Genomic DNA, 24,804 nt, shown 5'->3' with positions numbered 1-24,804 from the left:
CGGGTGCAGGACTTCATCTGTGCTAAAGCGAAGTAATATTACTTTAAATTCCGGATTACATAGCTTTGTCAACTTTAGGAAACGTTAGAATAAACGGAAAGGAAAGGTGCCACTTGCTGCGTTACCTGCTAAGCCGGCTGCTGAACTCCGGCATTGTACTGCTGGCGATTATTACCATCACCTTCTTGTTAATGCACGCCATTCCCGGCGGGCCTTTCACCGGTGAACGAAACCTGCCGGCGGCGGTATTAAAAAATATCGAAGCCCGCTATCATTTAGATGATCCGCTCTGGCGGCAATACGGCGACTACCTGGCAAATTTAATCCGGTTTGATCTGGGGCCTTCCTTTAAATACGCCGGCCGCACCGTTAATGATATCATCAGGGAAAGTTTTCCGGTGTCTTTACAGCTGGGGCTGATCAGTATCGGCCTGGCGCTGCTCTTAGGCATTCCGGCCGGCTCGCTGGCCGCGCTGCGGCAAAACCGCTGGCAGGACTATGTCACCATGGGGTTGGCGACACTGGGCGTGTCCGTGCCCGGTTTTGTGGTAGCCGCCTTGCTCATTTACGTCTTTGCCATAAAACTGTCCTTACTGCCCGCGGCGCTGTGGGAAGGAGCTGAATATATGGTGCTGCCTGCGCTGGCGCTGGCGGCCCACCCCATGGCCTTTATCGCCCGTCTTACCCGTTCCAGCATGCTGGAAGTGCTGTCGCAGGATTATATCAAAACCGCCAGAGCCAAAGGTCTGCCGCCCATCATTATTCTTTATCGTCATGCGCTGAAAAATGCGTTAATCCCGGTTGTTACCTATGTTGGGCCGATGGCGGCGGGAATCCTGACCGGCAGTTTTATTATTGAAACTATTTTTGCAATCCCCGGTCTGGGACGCCATTTCGTCACCAGCATCTATAATCGGGACTATACGGTCATCCTGGGCATTACCGTCTTTTACAGCATCCTGGTCATTGGTTTAAACCTGGTGGTCGATCTGGTTTATCCGCTGTTGGACCCCCGCATTAAACTTACTAAGGAGCAAAAGAATTCATGATGGAGCTAAACGCTAGATCATTTGAACCGCTGCCGCGCCGCGAGCGGACCGAAACCGTCCTTCCGCCCGCCGCCAGCCACCGGCAAAAAGCCTGGCGGCGTCTCAGGGAAAACAAACCGGCCATGCTGGGGCTGTGCCTGATCATCCTCATGCTAAGCGCGGCAATTGCCGGCCCCTGGTTATCGCCGTTATCCTATTCTGATCAAAATCTGCAGCAGGCCAACCAGCCGCCAAGCAGTGAGCACTGGTTCGGTACCGACAGCCTGGGACGCGATCTATTTATCCGGGTGGTCTATGGAGCGCGCATTTCCCTGTCCATTGGCATTGTCGCCAGTCTCATCAATCTTACGATTGGCGTGGTCTATGGCGGCATCGCCGGTTTTCTGGGCGGCCGCGCCGACCGGATCATGATGAGCATTGTTGATGTTTTATACGGAATACCGGCCTTGTTGTATGTCATACTGCTCATGGTTGTACTGGAACCGGGCCTGACCAATATTTTCATTGCCCTCGGCATCGCCTATTGGCTGGGCATGGCCAGAATTGTCCGGGGCCAGATCCTCAGTCTCAAAGAACGGGAATATGTCCTGGCCGCCAGGGTTATCGGCGCAGGCAACCGGCAGATATTGCTCCGCCATCTGCTGCCCAACTGCCTGGGTCCCATTGTGATTACCATGACCCTGGCCATTCCGGAAGCCATCTTCACCGAGGCTTTTTTAAGCTTTATCGGTCTGGGCGTGGCCGCGCCAATGGCCAGTTGGGGCGTACTGGCAGCCGAAGGCGTGACAAGCCTGCGCTCCTATCCGTTTCAGTTATTCTTTCCGGCTCTGGCAATCAGTATGACGATGCTGGCTTTTCATTTTCTGGGCGACGGGCTGCGGGACGCGCTTGATCCCCGGAACGGCCGGTGAGGAGGTGCAGCTAAATGGAGCCTTTATTAGACATTGCTGATTTAACCGTGTCCTTTGCCACCGATGACGGTCCGGCCCAGGCGGTTAACTCGATAAGCTTCCAGGTTTTTTCCGGCGAGACTGTCGGGATTGTCGGTGAATCAGGCTGCGGCAAAAGCGTAACCGCTCATGCCATCATGCAGCTTATTGCAACGCCGCCCGGAAAGTATGACAGCGGCCGGATCAGCTTTGCGGGATCCGACCTGCTGCAAAAGTCCGAACAGGAACTGGAAAAAATCCGGGGCAACACGATCAGCATGATTTTTCAGGATGCGCTGACAGCGCTTAATCCGGTGCTGACCATTGGCAGACAGATTACCGAGCTCCTTGCCGTACATCAGCGGCTCACCGGCCGGGCCGCCCAATTGCGGGCAGCGGAATTGCTGCGGCTGGTAGGCATTCCCCTGCCGGAAGAACGGCTGAAAAACTATCCGCATCAGTTCAGCGGCGGCATGCGCCAGCGGGCAATGATTGCCATGGCCCTGTCCTGTCAGCCCCGGCTGTTGATCGCCGATGAGCCGACAACCGCTCTGGACGTTACCATTCAGGCACAGATCCTGGACCTGTTAAAAGAATTGCAAACCAGCTTTAATACTGCCGTCATCCTGATTTCCCATGATCTTGGCGCCATTGCCGGTCAGTGTCAGCGGGTGCTGGTTATGTACGCCGGCAGAATTGTTGAAGCCGGTACAGTGCTGGATATTTTCAAGCAGCCCCGCCACCCCTATACCTGGGGTCTGCTAAAATCAGTGCCGCGCCTTGATGCCGCTCCGAAACAACGGCTGACGGCGATTGCCGGTCAGCCGCCCGACCTGCGACGGTTGCCGGACGGCTGCCATTTTCATCCCCGCTGCCCGCATGCGATGCGGATTTGCGCCGAGCGTTATCCCCAAACAACGGCCGGTGATAACGGTCATTTGGTAAATTGCTGGCTTCAGCATCCCGCCGCGCCCAGGATCAATCGGGAGGACTGGTACAAAAATGAGCAATAATATCCTGGTAGTGCGCAATCTAAAAAAATATTTTCCCATCCGCAGCGATTTCTGGGGCAGACCTGCCGTATATGTAAAAGCGGTTGACGATATCAGCTTCTCCGTCCGGCGCGGCGAAACGCTGGGCCTTGTTGGCGAAAGCGGCTGCGGAAAATCGACAACCGGCCGGACAATCATCAATTTATATCAGCCAACCGCCGGCGAGATTCTGTTTAACGGCCGGAGCACCGCCAGCCAGCCGGCGCAAAAGCAGCTGCGCCAGTCAATGCAAATGATCTTTCAGGATCCGTACGCTTCACTCAATCCCCGCATGACGGTCGGCGGCATTATTGACGAACCGCTGGTCATCCATCACCCGGCGCCGAAAGCCGAACGGCTGGACAGAATCAGCGAGCTGCTGAAACTGGTCGGCTTAGCGCCCGAATATATCGGCCGGTTCCCCCACGAATTCAGCGGCGGTCAGCGCCAGAGGATCGGGATTGCCCGAGCCTTGGCCGTCAATCCGCAATTGATCATTTGCGATGAACCGATTTCCGCTCTCGACGTTTCTATTCAGGCCCAAATTGTTAATCTGCTGGAACGCCTGCAGGCCGAACTGGGCTTAACTTACTTATTTATCGCGCACGACCTGGCAATGGTTAAGCATATCAGTACCCGGATCGCCGTCATGTATCTGGGCAGAATTGTCGAGATAGCCGGCAGCGCCGAACTATACAGCCGGCCCCAGCACCCTTATACACAGGCGCTCTTATCCGCCATCCCTATTCCTGACCCGGCTGCGCAAAGCCGCCGGCAGCCTGTCCGGCTGTCCGGTGATCCGCCTAATCCTGTAAATTTGCCGGTCGGCTGCCGGTTCCGGCCCCGTTGCTCCCAGGCCATAAAAATTTGCGCCGCCGCCGAACCTGTGCTGCAAGAAACAGGCCCCGCTCATTACACAGCCTGTCACCTGCATAGCTAAGCCCCGCTGCAGCAGTTCAGCCCAACGCCCTGAAAGGAGCTTGTCCATGGATCTATTGCGTCAACATATTGAAACGATCATCGATCAATCCTCTGCCAGCTGGGGCATTGTCATTCACCGGCCCGCAACCGGCCAAAAGCTGGAGATCAATCCGGTGCAGGCCTTTCCCGCCGCCAGCATGATCAAAGTTCCCATTATGGTCGAAATTATGCGCCAGACTGCCGCCGGCATTATTTCACTGGATGATTCACTGGCTGTCACCAGTCAGGTCCGGGTCGGCGGAGCCGGTGTCTTAACCGAGCTCAGGCCTGATCTGACCATGACCGTCCGGGAACTGGTTACACTGATGATCATCATCAGCGATAATACCGCCACCAACCTGCTGATTGATCTGGCCGGCATGCCGGCGATTAATGCTGCCATAACCAATCTGGGACTGAATTCAACCAGCTTAAAACGCCGGATGATGGACTTTGCCGCCGCGCAGGCCGGTGAGGAAAACACAACTTCAGCCGCCGATATGGCCGCCCTGTTCGAGCTTATACGCGCCAAAGCCTGTCTGCCGCCGGTGTATTGCGACCTCATGCTGGACCTCCTGTCCCGACAGCAGGTCCGCGATAAATTGCCCTTTTATTTGCCTGAAGAATTTAAGCTGGCCCATAAAACCGGTACATTGCCGGGCGTGGAACACGACGGCGGGATACTGTTTTTCCCCGCTGGTCCCTGTGTTGTAACCGTTCTGGCCGGCAACCTTGCCGCCAATTATCAGGGCCTGCAATGGATCGCCCAAATCGGAAAAGTCATTTACGACTATTTCAGTCTGACAAAATTGCCAAAGGGGGAGTAAGATGTCTTGCCGCACATTGCTTGTGTTACTGTTTATCGCCGCCATGACGCTGACCGCCGGCTGCGGAAAAAGCGCCGAAAATGGTCAGGTATTTCGCTATGCGCTGGAAGCCGAACCGGCTACCCTGGACCCGGCCAAGTCTACTGCCATACCCGAATCACTGGTGGAGCTGCAGATTTTTGAAGGCTTGACCCGCCTTGACGCTCAGGACCAGCCGGCGCCCGGGGTAGCCGAAAGCTGGGATATTTCGGCCGACGGGTTAACCTATGTGTTTCACCTGCGGCCAAATGCCAAATGGTCCAATGGCAGCCAGGTGACGGCCCAGGAATTTGAATTTGCCTGGAAACGGGCCTTGAGCCCGGAATTTGCTTCTGAGAACGCCTACATGCTGTTTCCGGTCAAAAACGCCAGAGCTTATAATGAACAAAAAGTACCGGCTGACCAAGTCGGCGTCCGGGCAATTGACGCCCATACCCTGGAGGTTAGGCTTGAGCAGCCTACCGCCTATTTTCTAAGCCTGACCGCCTTCCACGTCTTTTATCCCGTCCATCAGGCAATCGTTGCCGCCAATCCTGACACCTGGGCCGCCGACAGCACAACCTTAATCGGCAACGGTCCCTTTAAAATTGCCGGCTGGCTGCACAGCAGTAAAATAGAGTTTAGCAAAAACGAACACTACTGGGATGCCGCCGCTGTAAAATTAACCGCAATGAACTGGCCGATCAGCGACTCGCAAACAACAAGGCTGGCGCTCATGGAAAACCGGCAGGTCGATATGATGGTGGAACCGCCGGTCGCTGAACATGACCGCCTCAGCCAAACCGGCCTGCTCAAAATTTCACCCTATCTGGGCATATATTACTATGTATTCAACACCCAGCAGGCCCCCTTTGACAATCTAAAGGTCCGGCAGGCCTTTGCCCTGGCCTTAAGCCGTGAACCGCTGGTAAAAAATGTGGTTAAAGGCGGCAAACAGCCTGCGTACGCCTGGGTGGCTCCCGGTCTGGTCAACCCGGCAAGCGGCAGGGATTTCCGGGAAGAAGGCGGCGACTACGCCGCCGAGGATGCCGCGCTGGCCAGGCGGCTGCTGGCTGAGGCCGGCTATCCCGGCGGCCAGGGACTGCCTCCGGTAACCATCCTCTACAATACCGGCGAGCTTCACAAATCGATAGCCGAAGCCGTTCAGGAAATGTGGAAGCAAAATCTGGGCATTGCCGTAGCGGTAACCAATCAGGAATCCAAGGTATTCCTCGAATCGCGGTCGGGCGGCCGGTTTCAGCTTGCCCGCGCCTCCTGGACCGGTGATTACGCCGATCCCATGACTTTCCTGGCTGTGTTTAGCGATAAAAACAATGACGCCAACTATCATAATCCCGCTTACAACCGCCTAATTGCCCAGGCCCAGTCCGCTATTGACCAGCAAGTCCGCATGCCGGCCATGCATCAGGCGGAAAAACTCCTGTTCGACGATGCGGTGATCATCCCCATTTACTATACTACCCAGCCTTTCCTGGCCCAGCCTTATGTCAAGGGCTATTTCTGGTCCGTACTTGGCCTGGCCGACTTTAAGACCGCCTATATTGAAAAATAGCTGGTACCCAAGCCCCAAATACAGGGATATGACGGGGAGGCTCTGCATATCCCTGTATTATACCGGTGATAGTGAAGGAGGGCTTAATATGAATTTTCCGCCCAGGATAAAACCACGGCGGCTTTATCCCGGTGATACGCTCGGGATCATTGCGCCGGCCAGCCCGGGAAACGCCGCAGCGGCGCAGGCGGGAATAAACTGGCTGAAGTCTCAGGGTTACCGGATTAAGACCGGCGCATCTGTCCATCAGACGCTGGGATTTCTGGCCGGCTCCGACGAACTCCGGGCGGCCGACATCCACCGCATGTTTGCCTCCCCCGAGATTGACGGCATTATTTGCCTGCGCGGCGGCTATGGCACAATGCGGCTGCTTGAGCTTTTGGATTATGACCTCATTCGGGCCAATCCCAAAGTGTTTGTCGGCTACAGTGATATTACCGCGTTGCACCTAAGCATTGGACAGCGTACCGGCCTGATTACCTTCCACGGCCCCATGGCGGCGTCAGATATGAGCCGGGGCTTATCGGAGCATACCGGCTCCGCCTTCTTTCGGGCTGTCGCCGGCAACCGGCCGATCGGCCGGATCACTAATCCCCCGGCAGCTCCGCCACCGGCTTTTATTACCCCCGGCCGGGCTGAAGGCCGTCTGACCGGCGGCAACCTAAGCCTGCTTTCCGCCACGCTGGGCACCCCGTATGAAATTGATACCCGCCGTAAAATTATCTGTATGGAAGAAGTCGGCGAAGCGCCGTACCGTATCGACCGTATGCTGACCCAGCTGTTGCTGGCAGGCAAGCTGCAAACCGCAGCAGGGCTGGTGTTCGCCGTATGCGCGGATTGCGACGGGGACGAAGATGAACCTGATTTTACCGTTGATCAGGTGCTGCAGGAACGCTTGGGCGGCTTGAACATTCCGGTTCTTTATCATTTATACTTCGGTCATACGGACGAAAAGGTTACCCTGCCGCTGGGCGCCAAAGCAATACTGGACCGGCGCGGCCTGGCAGTTAAGGAAACAGTGACCATTGCCTGACCTGACAACAAGGAGAATGTCCATGGATAAACAAGCTTTAAAAACCAAGGCCTGCCGGGAAATTGACGCAATGGCCCCGGAGCTGGCCAATATCAGCCTGTTTTTGCATCAAAATCCTGAGTTGGGCGGCCAGGAAGTTCAGGCTGCCCGGCTGCTGACCACAGCCGCCGAACGGCTGGGTTTCCAGGTCCGGCGAAACATCAGCGGCTATCCCACCGCCTTTATTGCCAGTAAAGGCAGTCAAGGGCCCCACGTGGCCTTCTTAGCCGAATATGACGCTCTGCCCGGATTAGGACATGCCTGCGGCCATAACTTGATTGCCGCCATGAGCTTTGGCGCAGCGGCGGCTTTTGCCGGCGTCGCCGGCGATCAGGCTGTCTCCTGCCTGATCGGCTGCCCGGCGGAGGAAACCAGCGGGGCCAAGGTTGCCATGGCGGCGGACGGGGTTTTTGACGGTCTGGCCGCCGCGCTTATTGTTCATCCGGCCGACCGCAACCAGCTCGGCGGCACAGCTTACGCCACGCACCCGCTGCAAGTGACGTTTACCGGCCGGGCTGCCCACGTGGCCGGTAAAACCGATAAAGGAGTGAATGCCCTGGATGCACTGGTGATGTTTTATCAGGGCCTCCAGCAACTGCGTCACACCTTCACTCAGCAAACCATCCTGGCCGGCATTTTCACCAGAACCGGCGTCGCCCCCAATATTGTTCCCGCCGTAGCCGAGGGTAAATTTACCATCCGGGCGCTGTCGGCCGACTATTTGGAACACACCGTGCTGCCGGCGGTGAATAGGCTGGCGGACGGAATCGCTCTGGCTACCGGAACCACCGTAACCACCGTTCACTATGAGCCTTTGTTCAAGGAACTGATCAATGACGTTAAGCTGATGAATTTGTTCAAAGCCAATATGGAATCCTTAGGCGAGCCTGTCGCCCTGCTCGAGCCGGACGAGGCCGACGGCTCCACCGACGTCGGCAATGTCAGTCACGCCGCCCCCACCATTCACCCCGACCTGTCCATCGGTCCCGGCCTTACCGCCCATACGCCGGAATTCGCCTTAGCCGCCGGCTCCGTCTTCGCGCAGCAACGCCTGCTGGTTGGCGCCAAAGCAATGGCAATGACTGCGATTGACCTGCTCTAGTACGGCCAAGCAAAAGGGTGATCAATACGTCTGGTACAGACGTATTGATCACCCTTGCCTTGCTTTGCAGGAGCTTTATAGCTTGCCGCCCTCGACAACAATGTCCTCCGGATTGATATCATCGCTGTAAGCGGGCTTTAAGGTTTCCTGATAGGCTTTGTGAATAAAGTTTTCTTTGCCCAGCGTTTCCAGTTCGGTATTAATCCAGTTCAACAGCTCGGTATTGCCCTTCTTGACTGCCGGGGCAATGGTATCAAGACTGCCCAGTGACGGTATGCCTACGCTGTAGCCGGCATTTTCCTTGGCCCAGGCAAACAGCAGGGTATTGTCATGGGCTAAAGCCGCGCCGCGTTTGTCTTTCAAAGCTTCGAACGCTTCCGTATTCTGGTCGTATTTAAGCAATTCAATGTCGGGATGGTTTTTGGTAAAGTAAGTTTCCGCAGTGGTGCCTTTATTGACAATCAGTTTTTTGCCTTTTAGCTCTTCCACTGACTTAACCGGCTGACCGCTCGGCGATACTACCCCCAAAGCCACTTTCATATAAGGATTGGCAAAATCAACGATTTGCTTTCTTTCATCAGTAACCGTAAAGTTGGCCAAAATGATATCCACTTTGTTGGCCTGGAGAAATTCCACCCGGCTGGCCGCTTCGACCAGGACAAATTCCACTTTGGACTCATCGCCCAATAAGTCCTTGGCAAACCGCTTGGCAATATAAACGTCAAAGCCTTGATTCTTGCCATTCGCGTCAACAAAGCCAAACGGCGGCTTGTCGCTGAATACGCCAATGCGGATAGTGCCGCGCTGTTTGATTTCCTCAATACTGCTTTTTCCGGCTTGTGCGGCTTTGTCGTCAGTTTTGGCGCTCGAACCGCAGCCTGCTAGAACCCCTACTAAAAATAAAGTGCTGAATACCAGGGCCATCATCTTTTTCATACTCATTACCCATTCCCTCTTTTCTTTTTTAATATTGAAATTTATTTAAAAATTGTCTGGCGCGCTCAGTTTGCGGATTGGCAAAAAATTCGTCCGGTTTGGCTGTTTCACAAATTTTTCCCGCATCGATAAATATGACCCGGTCCGCCACTGCCTGCGCAAAGCCCATTTCATGGGTTACAATAACCATCGTCATTCCTTGCTTGGCCAGACCCAGAATAACATCAAGCACCTCTCGTACCATCTCAGGGTCAAGCGCGGCCGTTACTTCATCAAACAGCATAATCTCCGGATTCATACACAAAGCCCGCACAATAGCAATGCGCTGCTTCTGCCCGCCCGACAACTGACGGGGAAAGGCATCCTTGCGGTCCAGCAGGCCTACCCGCTCCAGGAGTTGCTCGGCCTGCGCCAAAGCCTGCTGTCTTGGTTTATTCTGTACCTTTGTCGGCCCCAGCAAAATATTGTCAATGACCGACATATGAGGAAATAAATCATAGTTTTGAAATACCATGCCGATTTGCTGGCGGATCTTCTGCCAGTTGACCGCCGGGCCGGTAAGACTTTGCCCGGCAAATATAATGTCTCCGCCCTGAATGTCCTCAAGCCCGTTCAAACATCTTAACAGGGTGCTTTTACCGCAGCCTGACGGGCCCAGAATGACGACAACCTCGCCTTTATGAATGCTCAGATTAATATCCTGTAACACCGGCACCGGGCCATAGTTTTTCTGCAGGCCCTGTATATCAAGCAATACCTGCTTTTCTGCTATGCTAATCCTGCTCACTTCCTAACTCGACCATTTCGTTTCAAGCTGCTGCGCCAACTTTGACAAAGGATAACAGATGATAAAATACAAGATAAAGATAAAGCCGTAAATCCAAAAAGAAGCGGTAGGCTCTTTGATGATCGAACGTTCAATAATCTGCTGCCCGACCTTGATCACATCAATTACCCCGATCATCACCACCAGCGAGGTGGTTTTCACCATTCTGGTGGATAAATTGATGGCGCCAGGCAGCATACGCCTTACCGCCTGCGGAATCAATACATACCTGTACAGCCCCCAGAAGCTAAGACCCAGCGCCCGGCCTGACTCCACCTGGTGCCTGGGCAGCGATTCCAGCGCTCCGCGTACAATATCGCCCATTTCGGCTGCGCCCCACAGGCTGAAAACCACCAATGCCACAATTTCGCCTTCCAGGTGGATATCCAGCAGGCGGGTTAAACCAAAATAAACAATAAACAACCACACCAGAATTGGAATGATACGAAACGTTTCCAGATATAACCGGCAAATAAAACGTACGAGCCGCGACCTTGACGTCCTGAGCAGCCCCATCAGAATGCCCAGCGCCGAACCAAGAACAATGGAAATACAGGCAATGCGGGCGGTAACCAGCAAGCCCCCCAGCAGGCGCTGCAGGTTAATTCCCTCAGTCAGAACGTTAATTCCCGAATTCAGCATAGCGCACCTTCCTTTCCAGCCAGGTCAGGCCGAAAGATAACGGCAGCAGCAGGATAAGATAAGCAACCACCAGCATAAACAAGGCCTCAAAGGTCTGGTAATACATGCCGATTAAGTCCTGGGTCGTGTGCATCAGTTCGGGTATGGCGATTGCCCCCACAATGGAGGTTTCCTTTAGCAAAAAGATGCAATTGGCTCCCAGGGACGGTAATGTCACGGAAAATGCCTGCGGCAGAATAACATAACGCACCAGTTGCAGGCGGGACAAGCCAATACTAAGCCCTGATTCAAGCTGCGCTTTACTTACCGATTCAATTCCGGCCCGAAAGGCTTCGGCCATATAACTGCCGCCTAAAAATGCCAGGCCGATGATTGCACAGGTATTCTCACTCAGCTTAATTCCCAGTTTGGTAAGGCCATAATATAAAAAGAACAATTGAATCAGCAGCGGCGTATTGCGGGAAACCTCGACATAGGCGCGGACCAGCTGCTCCAGCACCCTGGTCTTATAGTACAAAATCACGCTGCATGCCAGCCCGATAAGTATCGATGCTGAAATCCCCAAAACCGCCAGCTTCAGCGTCAGCCAAGCCGCCTTTTGGTACAAAGGCAGACTTCGCGCAATAAATTCCCAATTAATTTCCATTAACAAACCACCTTGCATCACATTAACCAACGCGCAAGCAACAGCTTGAAAAAATAAAAAGACCTTAAATTTCAGTGAAGAAATCCTGGCCTTCAGTTATCTGATCGGCGTAATATGTATTTATTATAAGGATACCTCAAGCAATAATCCGTGTCAAGAGGATAATTTTTAAATAGTCAGCCAAAAGCCCCTTACTGCCGGCCGGCAGTAAGGGGCTCAAAACGGTTATCCGGCATCACAGCCGCTGCAGTCGCCGCTAAACAGATATTTACCGCCGCCGCCCGGACGCTTAGGCACAGGATAGGCCGCCGGTCTGGACGCTTGTTGTTCCAGCCGCCGGATATAATCTTCCGGCAAGCCCTGTTCCCTGGCGCCATTGATGATCACCGCCAGATATTCGTCGCTGGGCAGGCCGTCCTCTCCCCAGCGGGCCTTTAGATATACATTGGCTTTGCGAACTGCCTGCCCGTCAACAGCCACTTCCACCGGATAGTGAAAATAAGCGCCGGTGCCGTCCATCCTGGCATCTTCATAACCATCCAGGTCTTCCCACTCAAATTCATTCAGCTCATACACCACGCCCCATACCGCTGACTCCGGATCGGGAACGATAGTTTCCATAGCGCTGTCCCATACTACCGAATGCTCGTAGAACGCCAGCCGGTAGCCGTCTACCCGCCCGATCCCCGCCACCTTTGCCTTAGGACACTTTTGGCGCATCCGGGTTAAATTGATATTAAAGCCGTAAGCAAAATAAAGCCAGGATTTAACAGCAGTCATGATATCATCACTCCCTTCGCCATTTTCCCACTCAGCCGGCTGAGTGGGATTTTGCAGCCTCCAGCCGGTCCTGCTTTAGCACTAAAACCCAAAGATCAAAAACGTAAAAAGCTCCGCCAGCCGGCTAGGCTGCGGAGCTTCATTGCTCTTCTCTCATATTCATTATATCTTAGCAGGCCCGGCGATGCAAGAACAGTTTGTCGATTGCACTTACGCTTTCAGTCCCGCTCAGCCAGCAGGGTTTGCAGATGTTTAAACCGTTCCTCATCCAGCGCCTTGTCTCCCATGCAATACGTACGCCCCAGCAGCTCATATTTTTGCCGCCCCAGCCGGTGATAAGGCAACAATTCATAGCGGACATTGGCGGCCTGAACAAAATCACGAATGGCCCGGATTTCCTCCACTGAATCATTAAATCCGGGGATAACCGGCGTTCGCGCCAAAATCTCTAACCGGGGAAATGTGTCGCGCAGCCGGATAAAGTTCGCCAGAATCAGCTTGTTATCAACGCCGGTATGGGCTAAATGCCGCTCGGAATTAAGACACTTAATATCATAAATGATGCTTTTTAGCTGCGCCGCGGCTTTCTGCAGCGTAGCCCAGTCATAAAACCCGCAGGTTTCTATGGTAACCGGAATTCTCCTGCAGCCGGCTTCCCGGATCATTGCCAAAACAAAATCCGCCTGCAGCAGCGGTTCACCGCCGCTAAGGGTAAGCCCGCCGCCGGAACGGAGGTAAAAGGCGCTGTCTGCTTCTACCAGATTCATCAATTCGCTGACCTGCAGTTTCCGGCCAAATGCAGACAAAGCCGCCGCCGGACAAACACCGGCGCAGGCAAAACATTGCCGGCATTTGGTCCGGCTGACGTTCACCTTACCAAACGCCGCTGGCCGTATGGCTCCATACCTGCAGGCATGCTTACACAAATTGCACTGCCCGGCCCCAATGCATTTGCTGCGGTGATAAGCCAGTTCCGGTTCAGTCTGCTGCGACTCCGGATTGCTGCACCACCGGCAGCGCAGCGGACATCCCTTCAGGAACACCACGGTGCGAATCCCCGGTCCGTCATGCAGCGAGTAGCGCTGAATGTTAAATATACAGCCCTTGCTGTCCGCATTGTCTGTTTTCATCCTATTTCTCCTAAACTGCAGCTGACCGGGCGGGCGCCGGTAGCACTAAACAACGCTATGCTCCATCCGCGCGATCAGATCATCCTGCAAATCTGCCGATAAATCAGTAAAATAAGCGCTATAACCGGCAATCCGGACAATAAGGTTACGGTATTGCTCCGGATTATTTCGCGCCGCCACCAGAGTTTCACGATTAATTACGTTAAACTGCAAATGCCACAAGCGCAGGTCGCACCAGGTCCGGATGAAAGCGACAAGCTTATCTGTTCCCTCCTCACCGGCCACGCAGGACGGACTTAATTTTATATTTAGCAGTCGGGCCGCCCGTTCGCGATAATTCAGGTTCTTGGAGGCATAATTTGACAATAGTACGGCAGTTGGCCCGTTGCTGTCGTCTCCCTGGGAAGCGGAAGAACCGTCGGAAAGCGGTGTATAGGCCTTCCGTCCATTAGGCGTTGCGCTTACCACCTTGCCGAAAGGAACATGAGAAGTAAACGGAACGTAACGCAGATCCAGGTGTACGCCCAATTCCTTGGCATACTTTTGGGTAAATTCCAGACACAACCGATCCAGTTTTTTGGCAATGCTGTCGGCATATTGGTCATTATTGCCGTATTTAGGAGCATTGGCGAGCCGGTGGCGAATGATATCCCGGCCGTTAAAATTGCCTTCCAGCGCTTCAATCAATTCGTCCATTGTGATCATTCGGTCTTGATATACCAGCTTTTTAACGGCGGCCAGCGAATCCACCACAGTGGCATAGCCCATGAATTCAAAATAGCCCAGATCAATGCCCCCGGCAATGACCGGTGAATGAATGTCCCGGCATTCCCGCATGCAAAGGTCATGCAGCGCCGATCCGAGCGGCCAGGCAAAATGCCTGGCCCGTAAATCAATTATGATCCGCTGCTGAATAAAGGCGTGCTTTAAAAAATTCAGATGCTGCGTTACATATGCCTGCCAAAATTGCTCCCAGGTCTTGAACGTCCGGGGATCTCCGGTTTCCAGGCCAATGACCTCGCCGCCGTAAAACTGCATTCTGCCGTTATAAATAGTCATTTCAAGCGCCGCCGGGAAATTGATATAGGCGCAGGGGCTGGTATAGGTATCGCGATTGGGCATGCGGCATTCCGCACAGCCGGAAACGGCGTAATCAAAAGCTTCACTGAACACTGCGCCCTTAGCCAGCAGCAAAGGCACTACTTCCTCGTCATTAATCAGCTTCGGAAAGCCGGTTCCCTCCTTGATTGTTTCGGCCACCTCATACAGATACCGCGCCGGCGACCTGCTGTGAATGCGGGCCGCCAGATCGGGATAATGCAGGGGGAACTCCCGCTTGGATTGCAGGAAAAGATAAGTAAGCGGATTGACGGCGTCACGGCCGTCAGCCGTTTGCCCGCCAATTGTAACCGCTTCCCAGTGGGCATAGCCTTCATTAAACGCCCCGCCGGCCGGCGAAATATATAAATCAATAAACTGGGCCATGCCCAGCCACATGCATTCAAGCAGCTGCAGAGCAGCTTCATTGTCCAGCCGCCCTGCGGCGATGTCCTGCTGATAGTAGGGATAGAGATACTGATCCATTCTCCCGTTGGAAATGATGGTGCCCGTTTTTTGCTCAAGGCGGGAAAACATTTGCGTAAACCATTGCGCCTGCATGGCTTCATGAAAATTGCGCGCCGGATTCTCCGGAACCCATTGACAAATTTCAGCAATTTTTTGCAATTCACGTTTGCGCTGCGGGTCTGGTTCCCGACCGGCTAATTCCAGGGCCAAAACGGCATGCCTGCCCGCCCAGAGGACAACCGCCTCGCAAATAAGGATAATCGCCTGAAGATATGGCGCTTTCTCCACATTGTCGACCGGACTAAACGGGTCTAATGCCGCCAATCGCCGTAAAGCGTCGTCCTTTATCCCCTTAAACCCTTTTTTCAGTACTTTCTCATAGTCATGAACCCATTGGATCGAAGACCGGAAAGAGGCTGTTTCATTGACAATAAACCTTGACTGTAAAATATCGTCAGGCTGGTACGTTAATTTTGCCGTTTCCCCCGGCAAAGCCTTGGCAAGCGCTTCATGAAAAGTTTTGCCCCGCCAGTAGGGAGAAATTTCCCGCCGGATCAGCTCGGCGTCTGCAGCGGAGATGGTGAACGGCGATGCCGCCCGTTCCGGCAAGTGCTGAATTGCGGCATCCAGAAAATCGCCATCCAGCTCGGGATAGACAATGCCGTACCGGCCCGGCGCCCCCGCCCGCCCGGCCAGCAGCTGATGCGGGTCAATATGCACTGTAATATGTTCGGCAATATGCCGCAGGGCTTTCGCCCACCGTAAAATAAGCAATTCGCCTTCGGTCTGCCGGAAGGACTCGGTAAAAAAACGGGCCCTTTCCACATCAATTCTGGGCCTGGTATGATTAAACCCGTTGAAAATATTGCTGGTTCTGGACCGCTTATGCGATTGGGGCCGGCCCTGGATTTCCTGCCGGATGCGCTGTTCCTGCGGCGTCAATGCAACAGTACTCATTTCATGCACCTCGCTTGGTTGAGTTTTTCTTCCTCAGCGCAGGCCGGATGGAAAAAACTCCGCCGCCTGCCGCCCTTCAAGGTTGGCGTAGCCTAATGCAAACGCCTTTTTATTCTCCTCCTGAAACCTGGGTACCCGTTCGGCCAGCGCCTGATAAAAACAGTCCTTACTGATTGCCGCCTTTAAAAACCGGCCCAGCACACCCAGAAAGACGATATTGGCAAAAATATCGCGGCCCAGCTCCTCAACGGCAATATCTCTGGCTGACAGTGGGACATGCCTGGCTTCGCTGCTTAAGTCAGGTTCAACATAGCCGGGATCAAAAATAATGACGCCCGTCTTTGCCAGACTGCCGAACTTCTGGTAAGCCGACCGGGACATAGCGCAAAAATAATCGGGACATTCTACTACCGGACTGTCGACCGGCTGACCGGCAATGACGATCTGGCTGCGCACATAACCACCTCTGGTTTCCGTGCCGTGACTGACCAGCATGGTGGTATACAATCCCTGGTAAACTGCCGCCGTACTGAAAATTTGGCCCAGCCGGACAACCCCCTGACCGCCGAAGCCGCTAATCAGAATTTCGGTACGCTTCATGTTGGCCCTCCTGTTTGCACTTGCCGGGTAAATTCACGCATGTACTCGGAGAACTCCCGGCGCTCTGCTGTTGTCCGGTAATACACGCCCGTCCGGAACGTCATACCTCCAACCGGCTGATCCGCCCCCGGATTGGTCCGCTCTTTCAGCCAGCGGTACGCAATCGCCGGTTGGCGTGAGCCCATCGCCTTGCCGAAAAAATTGGTAATACAGGGATACACGATATGCACCAGGGAGAATCCCTTAAAATCAATGGCCTGCTTGATGCTTTCCACGGCATTTTGACCCTCTATGCTGGTATGGCGGGCCAGAAAACCGGCTCCCGCGGCTTTGAGAATTTCGAGAATATCGCGCCCGTCCTGAACCCAATTGGGGTCCTGCATCCCATAAGGACTGCTGTCGGTAACCGAGCCGGCCGGCGTGGTATAACCGTACTGGCCGCCGGTTGACTGATAACCGAAATTGTCGGCGACAATAACCGTCATATCAACATTCCGGCGTACACAATGCAGCAAATGAAGCAAGCCAATGCCAAAGGCATCGCCATCCCCGGCGGTTAAAACAATCTTCTGCTCCGGCTTAAGGGCCAGCCGCAAGCCGGTGGCGAGCGCATAGACCCGCCCATGCGTACCGGCGAAATTATCGCCTTTCCAGGTATTAAATGTCTGTCTGCCGGCGCAGCCAATCCCTGTGCCCCATACGATATCAGCACTGCCCAGTCCCAGCTGGTCAATTGCCAGCAATATCTTCTTATGCACCTGCCCTAAGCCGCAGCCGCTGCAGGCTGTGCTTGGTGTTTTCCTGGCTTTAAGAAATTTTTCAGCTAAATAGTCCATCCTACCAGGCCTCCCGCGTCCATTTGACGGCCGTCAGCGCCCGCCCGGCAATTAAGGCACGGGCGGCCTCGACCAGCTCCGCCACTTGAGGCAGCTCGCCGCAGCGGCCGAGGAAATGCACTTCGCTGTCCTTAGGGACAGCGCGTTGAACTTCTCTTACCAGCTGACCATCATAATTTAATTCCACCGAAAGATACTTAGCCGTTCTGTCGAAGACTTCATCCGGAAAAGGCCAGATTGAGATCAGCCTGATGGCGCCCACCCTAAGCCCTTGCTCCCGCGCCGCCCGGACCGCACTCTTCACCACCCGGGACGGACTGCCGTAAGACACGAAAATCACCTCAGGATCATCTTCAAAACCGACCTGCTCATATTGGTGAATGAGCGTTCGGTTATTCCGCACCTTGTAGATCAGGCGGTAGGCATGCTTATGCTGCCATTGCACCTCTTCCGTATCAAAACCTTCCGCCGTCGGCGTCCAGTCAGAGCAGGCGGCGCCGGTGTTATGCCCCAGCACGACCGGAGGTATATCAATCGCATCAGTTGCCGGGTAAAATTCCGGCCCGTAATTGATCCGCCGGTCGGCAAGCCGCAGCCCCATTTCTTTCATTTCCGCCGCGGTTTCCGGTATCAGTAATGTCTCCCAGCCGTCTGTCACAATTTGATCAGCCAAAACAGTGATGGGCATACGAAATCTTTCGGCAAGGTAAAAAGCCTCAACCGTAAGCTGGAAAGCCTCCTGCACACTGCTTGGCGCCAAAACAATACTCTCAAAATTGCCGCCATGGGTTGGATAGCGGCTCAGATAGAATTCCCCCTGCCCCGGCGCACCGGTAATACCGCTTACCGGGCCTACCCGCTGGGCGTTAACGACGACCACCGGTATCTCGCTGCCTAAAGCCCAGCCATAAGGATCAGCATACAAAACATAGCCGGGACCTGAAGTTGAGGTCATGGCTTTCAAGCCGCCGAGCGCTCCGCCGATACAAATATGAAGCGCCGCCAGTTCATCTTCGGCCTGAACGTAAAAGCCGCCGATCTGCGGCAGACGCCGCGACATATTTTCCGCAATTTCGGTCGCCGGCGTAATCGGATAACCGGCAAACAGTGTACAGCCGGCAATGATCGCAGCTTCAGTAATTGCTGCATTGCCTGTATCAAAAACCCTTTTCACAGCTCCTCCTCCTCTTTCCGGTCCGTTACATCAATAGAAAAATCGGGACAAAGGAAAAAGCACCGCCGGCAGCCAATACATCTGTCCGCAAATTCCGCCCGTACCGGCCGGTAGCCTTTGTCATTAAAATACCGGGCCACAGTAAAGACCTGACGGGGGCAAACCTCAATACAGTAGCCGCATTCCTTACAGCCTTCCTCATAAACCCGGACGTTATATTTTCGATCAGTTTTTGGCGCATGGGCCATATAGCCAGACAGCTCCTTTTCAATGTCACTCGTGCCAGGACGGCCGGCAATGAGCAGGCCGTAAAGTTCAACAAGCTTACGACGCTGGATTTTGCCGTTAGGCCCTTTGGGGAAATCATCGATAAAAAAAATCTTCTTGGGTATCTTAAAATCGGCCAGCCAAGACCGGCAATGAGCGGCAATGCCTTCCGCCGTCAGCTGTTTTCCCGGACGCAGCTGAACAAAAGCAACCACTTCCTCGCCCAAAACGGCATCCGCCACCCCAACGGTTACCGCCGTTTCAATTTCACTCAGCCGGTATATGACTTCGTCCACTTCCCGCGGCGAAATCTTCTCCCCGCCCCGGTTGATCAGCTCTTTTTTCCGCCCGGTCAAAAACAAATAGCCATCGGCGTCAAAAAAGCCCAGGTCACCGGTGTGGAACCAGCCGTTTTTAAAACTTTCCCGGTTGGCCTGCCGGTTGTTTAAATAGCCCTTAGTAATATTCGCCCCTTTAACGACTACCTCACCAGTTGCCTGAACAGGAGCCGGCTCCCCGGATTGGTCGATCACCTGAATTTCATTGCCCACAGGCAAACCCACCGAACCGGCCTTTCGCCTGCGGGGCGGCAGTGGATTGGTGGCGATCTGGCTTCCGGCTTCCGATAACCCGTAGGCCTCGATTACCGGAACGCCGTACCGTCGCTCAAATTCCGTCAGAATTGCCACCGGCAGCGAAGAAGATGCCGATCTGGCAAACCGCAGGCGGGAAAGGTCAATCGCCGGGTCGGCCTCACTGGACAGCAAAATGGATAAAATTGCGGGAACCGCACTAAACCAGGTAACTTTATTGGCGCTTACCCATTGCCAGAAATGACTGGCGCTGAATTTGCGCGGAATGACCGCCGTTCCGCCCGAATAAAGAGAGCTGAGCAGCGTAATGACCAAACCGTTAATATGAAAGAACGGCAGAATACATAACACGACATCAGCAGCAGTCAGTTGGTGGCCGCCTGTGATAAATTTGGCTTCAGCCAACAGATTGCCATGGGTTAAAACTACGCCTTTAGGCGCTCCGGTCGATCCGGAGGTAAACAACACCAGCGCTTCATCTGCCCATTGCGATCGGGACGCTTGAGTCGCATTTTCCGCGAAAGATTCGCTGTCAATAATACTCATAGCTTCCCCGGCGACGGATACTGTCCGGCTGTTTGCGGCAAATGGCGGCGGCAAGGCTTCTCCTCCCCTGGCATCCGTAAAAATCAGCTTGGCCTGTGCTTGCCGCAGCAATTCCTCGGTTTCAGCCGGTTTAAACTTTGGATTAAGCGGCACGGCCACCCCGCCGGCCAGCAATATGCCGCAGAATACGATACCCCAGTGCAAACCGTTTTCCGCAATTAAAGCAATACGCTGCCCTGGCCGGATATTTAGCTGAATGCGGTAGGCCAGCTCCCTGACGGCAGTATAAAAATTGCCGTAAGTAAGAGCAGCCCCGGTCTCCGGCGATAAGATAAAAGTTTTCTCCCGGCCCTGGACGGCCCGGTATTCCAGCAGTTCATTCAATGACTTAAACCGCATTTGGCCTCTCCTTGCCCAATAGCCCGGCATGACCGGTGCCGATCCCCTGCGGTCCGGCCATGCCCTGACACTATTGTTTGATTTTTTTCAGATAACGGTCATCAAACAATTCATTGATCTCAAAATCTTTTTTCAATACTTTTGTCTCTTTTAGAAAATCCTTAACCTGCTGGAAACCGGCAATATCTTCAGCGATAATGCTGGAGTCCCAGTCGGTTGTTTTCACAGTCCTGGCAATTGCCGAAACCGGCAGCTTGCTTTCTTTGGAAATCAGTTCCAAGGCCTCTTCCGGATAATTTCTGATAAATTCAGCCGCTTTTTCATTTACCCTTAAAAAGCGGGCTGTCACTTCCGGATATTGCCGGGCAAACTCATTGCGGGCCAGGAACACCCCGACGTAGCGTTTAACGCCGCTGGATGAATCGGCCAAAATTTTGCCTGATTTCGCATTTTCCAATACCGACGCCCACGGCTCCCAGGTGGCTACTGCAGCTACATTCCCGGTTTCCAGCGCGGCCTGATGATCGGTTGCCGGTAAATTAACAATACTTACATCAGCAGCGGAAAGATCATTTTTCTGCAACAGAAGAATTAAATAATGATGAGCGCTTGAGCCAATCGGAACTGCGATTTTTTTGCCTTTCAGCTCAGTAATGGATTGATACGCGGAATCCGGCCGCACCAACAGGGCATTTCCGGCAGGCGTGTATCCGGCGCGGCTGATAATTTTAATATCCACGCCGCCGGAGCGGGCCGACACCGGCGGCATATCACCGGTATTGGCAAAATCAGCCCGGCCGCCGGCAAACGCCTCAATCATCGGCGGTCCGGCCAGATACAGATCATATTTCACTTCAATGCCGTCTTTGGCAAACTCCTCTTCATATAATCCCTTGGCCTTGGCCAACAAAATAATTGTGCTGGAATTTTGGTACGCAATGTGAATTTCCTGCGGCTGCGCCGCCTTGGCCCCGGTTTCGTCGGCCTTGCTGGAACATCCGCCGGTCAAAAGAACGCCGAACAGCATGACGGCCATAATCAGTGCTATTTTGATTTTTTTCATAACATCAATCTCCTGTTTTAATCAAATTTTCGTTCCTGAATCCCCGCTGATCCACCCTCCTCAAAAAATTTCAAATACTATAAGCAAAGGGGACATCAACCTCGGCGAAAAAATTAGTGTAAATATGTTTGCGGACTTGAACAAACTGATAGCTATTGCGGTCACGCGGGCGGGGCAAATCAATCGGGATAACCGTTTTTAGCGCTCCCGGACGTTTCGACATCACGACAACACGGTCGCCAAGAAAAATGGCTTCATCAATGTCATGCGTAACCAGAAGAATTGTTGTTCTTTCGGCTTCCCATATCCGGATAATTTCTTGCTGCATCATAATTCTGGTAATGGCGTCCAGAGCGCCAAACGGCTCATCAAGCAGCAGGACTTGCGGCCGGTTCACCAATGCTCTGGCTATACTGACCCGTTGCTGCATGCCGCCCGACAGTTGATGAGGGTATGCTTTGGCGAAATGATTTAATCCCACCAGCTGTAAATGCTCATTTACAATTCGTTTTTTCTCGCTGGCGCTGTGTTGAGCCCCCAGGCCAAACGCCACATTGTTTGCTATTGTCAGCCAGGGATACAGCCGCGCTTCCTGAAAAACCATTCCCCGATTGACGCGCGGTCCCTTAATCAGTTCGTCCCCGAGATAAATTTCACCTGAATATTCCTGCTCCAGACCGGCGACCATTCTTAACAAAGTACTTTTCCCACAGCCGCTTGGACCGATAATACTGACAAACTCCCCCGGCTGCACTTCTAAATCAATGTCCTGAAGAACTTCCACCAGGCGGTTGTCTATTTTAAACGTTTTACTTAGTCCTTTAATGCTTAGTGTTTGTGGTTTAGCCGCACTCCTGCTCATTTTTCCCTCCTTATGACTCATGAAGATTCACGTTCCATTTTAACAACCTTTTCTCCAGCAGCAGCAATAGCTGATCAATCAATACGCCGGTCAAGCCAATCGACAGAACACCGGCCAAAACGACATCAATCTGAGACAATTCCCGGGCGTACATAATCATATATCCGATTCCGGACGCGGCGGCAATGAGTTCGGCCGCCACAACGCTGCGCCAGGCGACATCAATCCCAACCCGGACCCCGGTAAAAATAGCCGGTAAGGCTGCCGGCAGGACAACCTTGGTTAATAACGTCGTTTGGTCTTTTTCCAGAATGGTTGCAACCTCCAGATATTTTTTGTCAACACTGCGAATTCCCTGAAATACACTTACCAGCACTGTCCAAAAGCTGCCAATGGCAATGACGGTAATCTTCGAGCCTTCATCAATTCCCAGCCATAGAATCAATACCGGGATCCAGGCAATGACCGGTATGGGACGTAACACTCCGAAAATCAGGCTGAGCGCGATCCGGAATTTTTTTACCAGCGCAATCTGGACCCCAGTCAGTACGCCCAGAACCGCACCGATGGCAAACCCCTGCGCAACTCTGAGAATACTGATTCCCAAATGAGCAAACAGCTCTCCGCTAAGAACAAGCTCCGCCAGTACCAGGGCAATTTCCGATGGTCTTGGCAAAAGAGTGGCCCGAACCCACCCCAGTTTTCCGGCCAGCTCCCAAATCAGCAATACGATAACCGGCACGACCAGGGCAAGCGCATTCTCCTTAAGCCAATAAGTCATTTTTTCCATTAAATTCCCCTCCACTTTACAGTTGCCAATCGTCATCCCCAAAAATAAAAAAGTCGAATCGTCTTGTTAAAAAAACAAGACGATTCGACCTTCAGTTGGTTTACTGACCAGTCGAATAAATTTTATAGATGCGCCGCCTAACAAAAAAAGGCTGAAATCACCAGAACATCTGGTGATTTCAGCCTTCAGTTATCTGATCAGCGTACTTTCGGTCAGGTAATTTAATCGTTAATTATTTTTTAAATAATATCATCACATTCAAATACCTGTCAAGCGCTTTGACTCAAACTTCGACATTTTTTTGCTGCAGGCCGCATGTTTCCAAAGCCTGGCTGAGATCGTCAATAATGTCTTGCGGATCTTCCAGCCCGACACTAAAGCGCAAATGCCCCTTGCTGAATTCGGACGGGTAGAAATGATTACGCTCGTCATTAGGGCCGGTGTAGACAATGAGACTCTCATCATGGCCAATCGATACCGCCGGAACAATCAGCGCCAGCGAATTAACAAACTTGTTATGGGTGTCAACATCCGCTTTCAGCCCAAACGCGATAACGCCGGAAAACATCGACATCTGCTTTCTGGCAGTCTCGTGCTGCGGATGGCTGGGCAGGCCCGGATAAGCCACAAACGCCACCGCCGGGTGCGCTTCCAGAAACCGGGCGACCAGCAGCGCGGCTTGGCTGTGCTGTTTCATTCTCAGCGGCAAGGTTACGACACCCCGCATGATCAGCCAGGCGTTAAACGGGCTTATGGCTCCGCCCAGGTTGACCATGGCCTGGCGCTTGATGGCGTCAATCAGGGCCGTACGGCCGATGACCGCCCCGCCCATGGCGTCGCCATGCCCGTTGATGTATTTGGTCAGACTGTGAATGACCAGATCGGCCCCATGCTCCAGTGGCCGCTGTAAAAAAGGCGAGGCAAACGTACTGTCTACCGACAGGAGCGCTCCGGCGGCTTTAGCCAGCCCGGCGATTGCGGCGATATCACTGACTCTGGTCGTGGGATTGCCGGGTGTTTCAATATGGATAAGCTTGGTATTGGGACGTATAGCCTGCTTGACTTCAGACAGGTTGGCCGTATCAACCAGGCTGGTTTCTATGGCGTACTTAGCGGGCAAATACTCCTGCAGCAGCCGGTAGACGGCGATATAGGACACATTAGAGCAGATCACATGAGACTTTTGTTCCAAAAAGGTAAAAAACACCCCAGCCAGTGCGGCAACACCGGTAGCCAGCACCACGCAGGCTTCACCGCCCTCCAGCGCCGCCAATTTTTCCTGCAGATAAATTTGATTGGCCGAGGTATTTCTAGTATAAACCAGTTGATTGGGATCACTCCAATTCATCGTTGACGCGTCTTCAGGCAGCCGGTAGCTATTCGCCATAATCAACGGCCGCCGGATTGCGCCGGTTTCTTGATCAATTCCATTGCCGCTATGCACGCATTTGGTTTGAAATCCCCTGTTGGCCTTGTCGGACATTATCCAATTCCCCCTATTCCGCTACGTTTACTTGTCTATCATTATACCTTAATTGACCAGTGCTTTGCACTCTTAAATTCCAGGATGCATGGCGAGGACAGCTCCCTTGTTTTAAAACAAGAAAGCTGTCCTCGCGTTTTTTGCAAA

At 53.3% G+C, this 24,804-nt stretch carries 23 protein-coding genes; 8 read left to right on the top strand and 15 right to left on the bottom strand.

Annotation, left to right across the window (positions count from 1 at the left end; all coding sequences use genetic code 11):
* Positions 1–113: 113 nt before the first annotated feature.
* The 8 genes from BLR06_RS11420 to BLR06_RS11385 all read left to right on the top strand — a co-directional run bounded on the left by BLR06_RS11420 (position 114) and on the right by BLR06_RS11385 (position 8,561).
* Positions 114–1,049 (top strand): ABC transporter permease, encoded by a 936-nt coding sequence (locus BLR06_RS11420; RefSeq protein ID WP_092073119.1) that lies wholly within the window; start codon positions 114–116, stop codon positions 1,047–1,049.
* A complete protein-coding gene (locus BLR06_RS11415) occupies positions 1,049–1,960 on the top strand; it encodes an ABC transporter permease (RefSeq protein ID WP_092073368.1) in 912 nt (303 codons plus the stop codon). The genes BLR06_RS11420 and BLR06_RS11415 overlap by 1 nt, the downstream gene beginning before the upstream one ends.
* 14 nt (positions 1,961–1,974) lie before the next feature.
* Entirely contained in the window at positions 1,975–2,991 is a 1,017-nt protein-coding gene (locus BLR06_RS11410; RefSeq protein WP_092073116.1) for an ABC transporter ATP-binding protein, read from the top strand.
* Positions 2,981–3,949: an ABC transporter ATP-binding protein gene (locus tag BLR06_RS11405; RefSeq protein WP_092073113.1), complete on the top strand. Its 969-nt coding sequence runs from the start codon at positions 2,981–2,983 to the stop codon at positions 3,947–3,949. Before BLR06_RS11410 ends, BLR06_RS11405 begins: the two co-directional genes overlap by 11 nt.
* A 46-nt stretch (positions 3,950–3,995) precedes the next feature.
* On the top strand, positions 3,996–4,796 hold the full coding sequence (locus tag BLR06_RS11400; RefSeq protein WP_092073110.1) for a serine hydrolase: 801 nt from the start codon (positions 3,996–3,998) through the stop codon (positions 4,794–4,796).
* Between the two features lies 1 nt (position 4,797).
* A complete protein-coding gene (locus BLR06_RS11395) occupies positions 4,798–6,387 on the top strand; it encodes a peptide ABC transporter substrate-binding protein (RefSeq protein WP_092073107.1) in 1,590 nt (529 codons plus the stop codon).
* Between the two features lie 88 nt (positions 6,388–6,475).
* Complete coding sequence (locus tag BLR06_RS11390) at positions 6,476–7,420, top strand: S66 peptidase family protein (protein ID WP_245698126.1); 945 nt, start codon at positions 6,476–6,478, stop codon at positions 7,418–7,420.
* A 22-nt stretch (positions 7,421–7,442) separates the two neighbouring features.
* Positions 7,443–8,561 carry an amidohydrolase gene (locus BLR06_RS11385; RefSeq protein WP_092073101.1) on the top strand — a complete coding sequence of 373 codons (1,119 nt, stop codon included), beginning with the start codon at positions 7,443–7,445 and terminating at the stop codon, positions 8,559–8,561.
* A 75-nt stretch (positions 8,562–8,636) separates the two neighbouring features.
* Here the strand turns inward: BLR06_RS11385 and BLR06_RS11380 are convergent, their stop codons facing one another.
* From BLR06_RS11380 to BLR06_RS11310, 15 genes are all read right to left on the bottom strand, one after another.
* A complete protein-coding gene (locus tag BLR06_RS11380) occupies positions 8,637–9,503 on the bottom strand; it encodes a cysteine ABC transporter substrate-binding protein (RefSeq protein ID WP_092073098.1) in 867 nt (288 codons plus the stop codon).
* A gap of 22 nt (positions 9,504–9,525) precedes the next feature.
* A complete protein-coding gene (locus BLR06_RS11375; RefSeq protein ID WP_173812883.1) occupies positions 9,526–10,251 on the bottom strand; it encodes an amino acid ABC transporter ATP-binding protein in 726 nt (241 codons plus the stop codon).
* 36 nt (positions 10,252–10,287) lie between these two features.
* Positions 10,288–10,965 carry an amino acid ABC transporter permease gene (locus tag BLR06_RS11370; RefSeq protein ID WP_092073096.1) on the bottom strand — a complete coding sequence of 226 codons (678 nt, stop codon included), beginning with the start codon at positions 10,963–10,965 and terminating at the stop codon, positions 10,288–10,290.
* Positions 10,946–11,611: an amino acid ABC transporter permease gene (locus tag BLR06_RS11365; protein ID WP_092073092.1), complete on the bottom strand. Its 666-nt coding sequence runs from the start codon at positions 11,609–11,611 to the stop codon at positions 10,946–10,948. The genes BLR06_RS11370 and BLR06_RS11365 overlap by 20 nt, the downstream gene beginning before the upstream one ends.
* A 225-nt stretch (positions 11,612–11,836) precedes the next feature.
* Positions 11,837–12,391, bottom strand: a complete 555-nt coding sequence (locus BLR06_RS11360) for a gamma-glutamylcyclotransferase family protein (RefSeq protein ID WP_092073089.1) — start codon at positions 12,389–12,391, stop codon at positions 11,837–11,839.
* Positions 12,392–12,609: 218 nt separating this feature from the next.
* On the bottom strand, positions 12,610–13,521 hold the full coding sequence (gene hpsH / locus BLR06_RS20030; RefSeq protein ID WP_092073086.1) for a (2S)-3-sulfopropanediol dehydratase activating enzyme: 912 nt from the start codon (positions 13,519–13,521) through the stop codon (positions 12,610–12,612).
* A gap of 45 nt (positions 13,522–13,566) precedes the next feature.
* On the bottom strand, positions 13,567–16,044 hold the full coding sequence (gene hpsG / locus BLR06_RS11350; protein WP_092073083.1) for a (2S)-3-sulfopropanediol dehydratase: 2,478 nt from the start codon (positions 16,042–16,044) through the stop codon (positions 13,567–13,569).
* Positions 16,045–16,077: 33 nt separating this feature from the next.
* Positions 16,078–16,644 (bottom strand): 2-oxoacid:acceptor oxidoreductase family protein, encoded by a 567-nt coding sequence (locus tag BLR06_RS11345; RefSeq protein WP_092073080.1) that lies wholly within the window; start codon positions 16,642–16,644, stop codon positions 16,078–16,080.
* Complete coding sequence (locus BLR06_RS11340) at positions 16,641–17,480, bottom strand: thiamine pyrophosphate-dependent enzyme (protein ID WP_092073076.1); 840 nt, start codon at positions 17,478–17,480, stop codon at positions 16,641–16,643. Before BLR06_RS11340 ends, BLR06_RS11345 begins: the two co-directional genes overlap by 4 nt.
* A 1-nt stretch (position 17,481) precedes the next feature.
* The gene (locus tag BLR06_RS11335) at positions 17,482–18,654 is read right to left on the bottom strand and encodes a 2-oxoglutarate ferredoxin oxidoreductase subunit alpha (protein ID WP_092073073.1); all 1,173 of its coding nucleotides are present in this window, start codon (positions 18,652–18,654) and stop codon (positions 17,482–17,484) included.
* Complete coding sequence (locus BLR06_RS11330) at positions 18,651–20,459, bottom strand: AMP-binding protein (protein WP_092073070.1); 1,809 nt, start codon at positions 20,457–20,459, stop codon at positions 18,651–18,653. Before BLR06_RS11330 ends, BLR06_RS11335 begins: the two co-directional genes overlap by 4 nt.
* Before the next feature lie 70 nt (positions 20,460–20,529).
* A complete protein-coding gene (locus BLR06_RS11325; RefSeq protein WP_092073068.1) occupies positions 20,530–21,522 on the bottom strand; it encodes an ABC transporter substrate-binding protein in 993 nt (330 codons plus the stop codon).
* A gap of 70 nt (positions 21,523–21,592) precedes the next feature.
* Positions 21,593–22,384 (bottom strand): ABC transporter ATP-binding protein, encoded by a 792-nt coding sequence (locus tag BLR06_RS11320; RefSeq protein ID WP_092073065.1) that lies wholly within the window; start codon positions 22,382–22,384, stop codon positions 21,593–21,595.
* Positions 22,385–22,394: 10 nt separating this feature from the next.
* Positions 22,395–23,174, bottom strand: a complete 780-nt coding sequence (locus BLR06_RS11315; protein WP_092073062.1) for an ABC transporter permease — start codon at positions 23,172–23,174, stop codon at positions 22,395–22,397.
* Between the two features lie 283 nt (positions 23,175–23,457).
* A complete protein-coding gene (locus BLR06_RS11310) occupies positions 23,458–24,657 on the bottom strand; it encodes a trans-sulfuration enzyme family protein (RefSeq protein ID WP_092073059.1) in 1,200 nt (399 codons plus the stop codon).
* Positions 24,658–24,804: the final 147 nt, after the last annotated feature.

This window comes from Dendrosporobacter quercicolus, from assembly GCF_900104455.1.
GTDB lineage: Bacteria > Bacillota > Negativicutes > DSM-1736 > Dendrosporobacteraceae > Dendrosporobacter > Dendrosporobacter quercicolus.
This window is presented reverse-complemented; position numbering and strand designations above follow the sequence as displayed.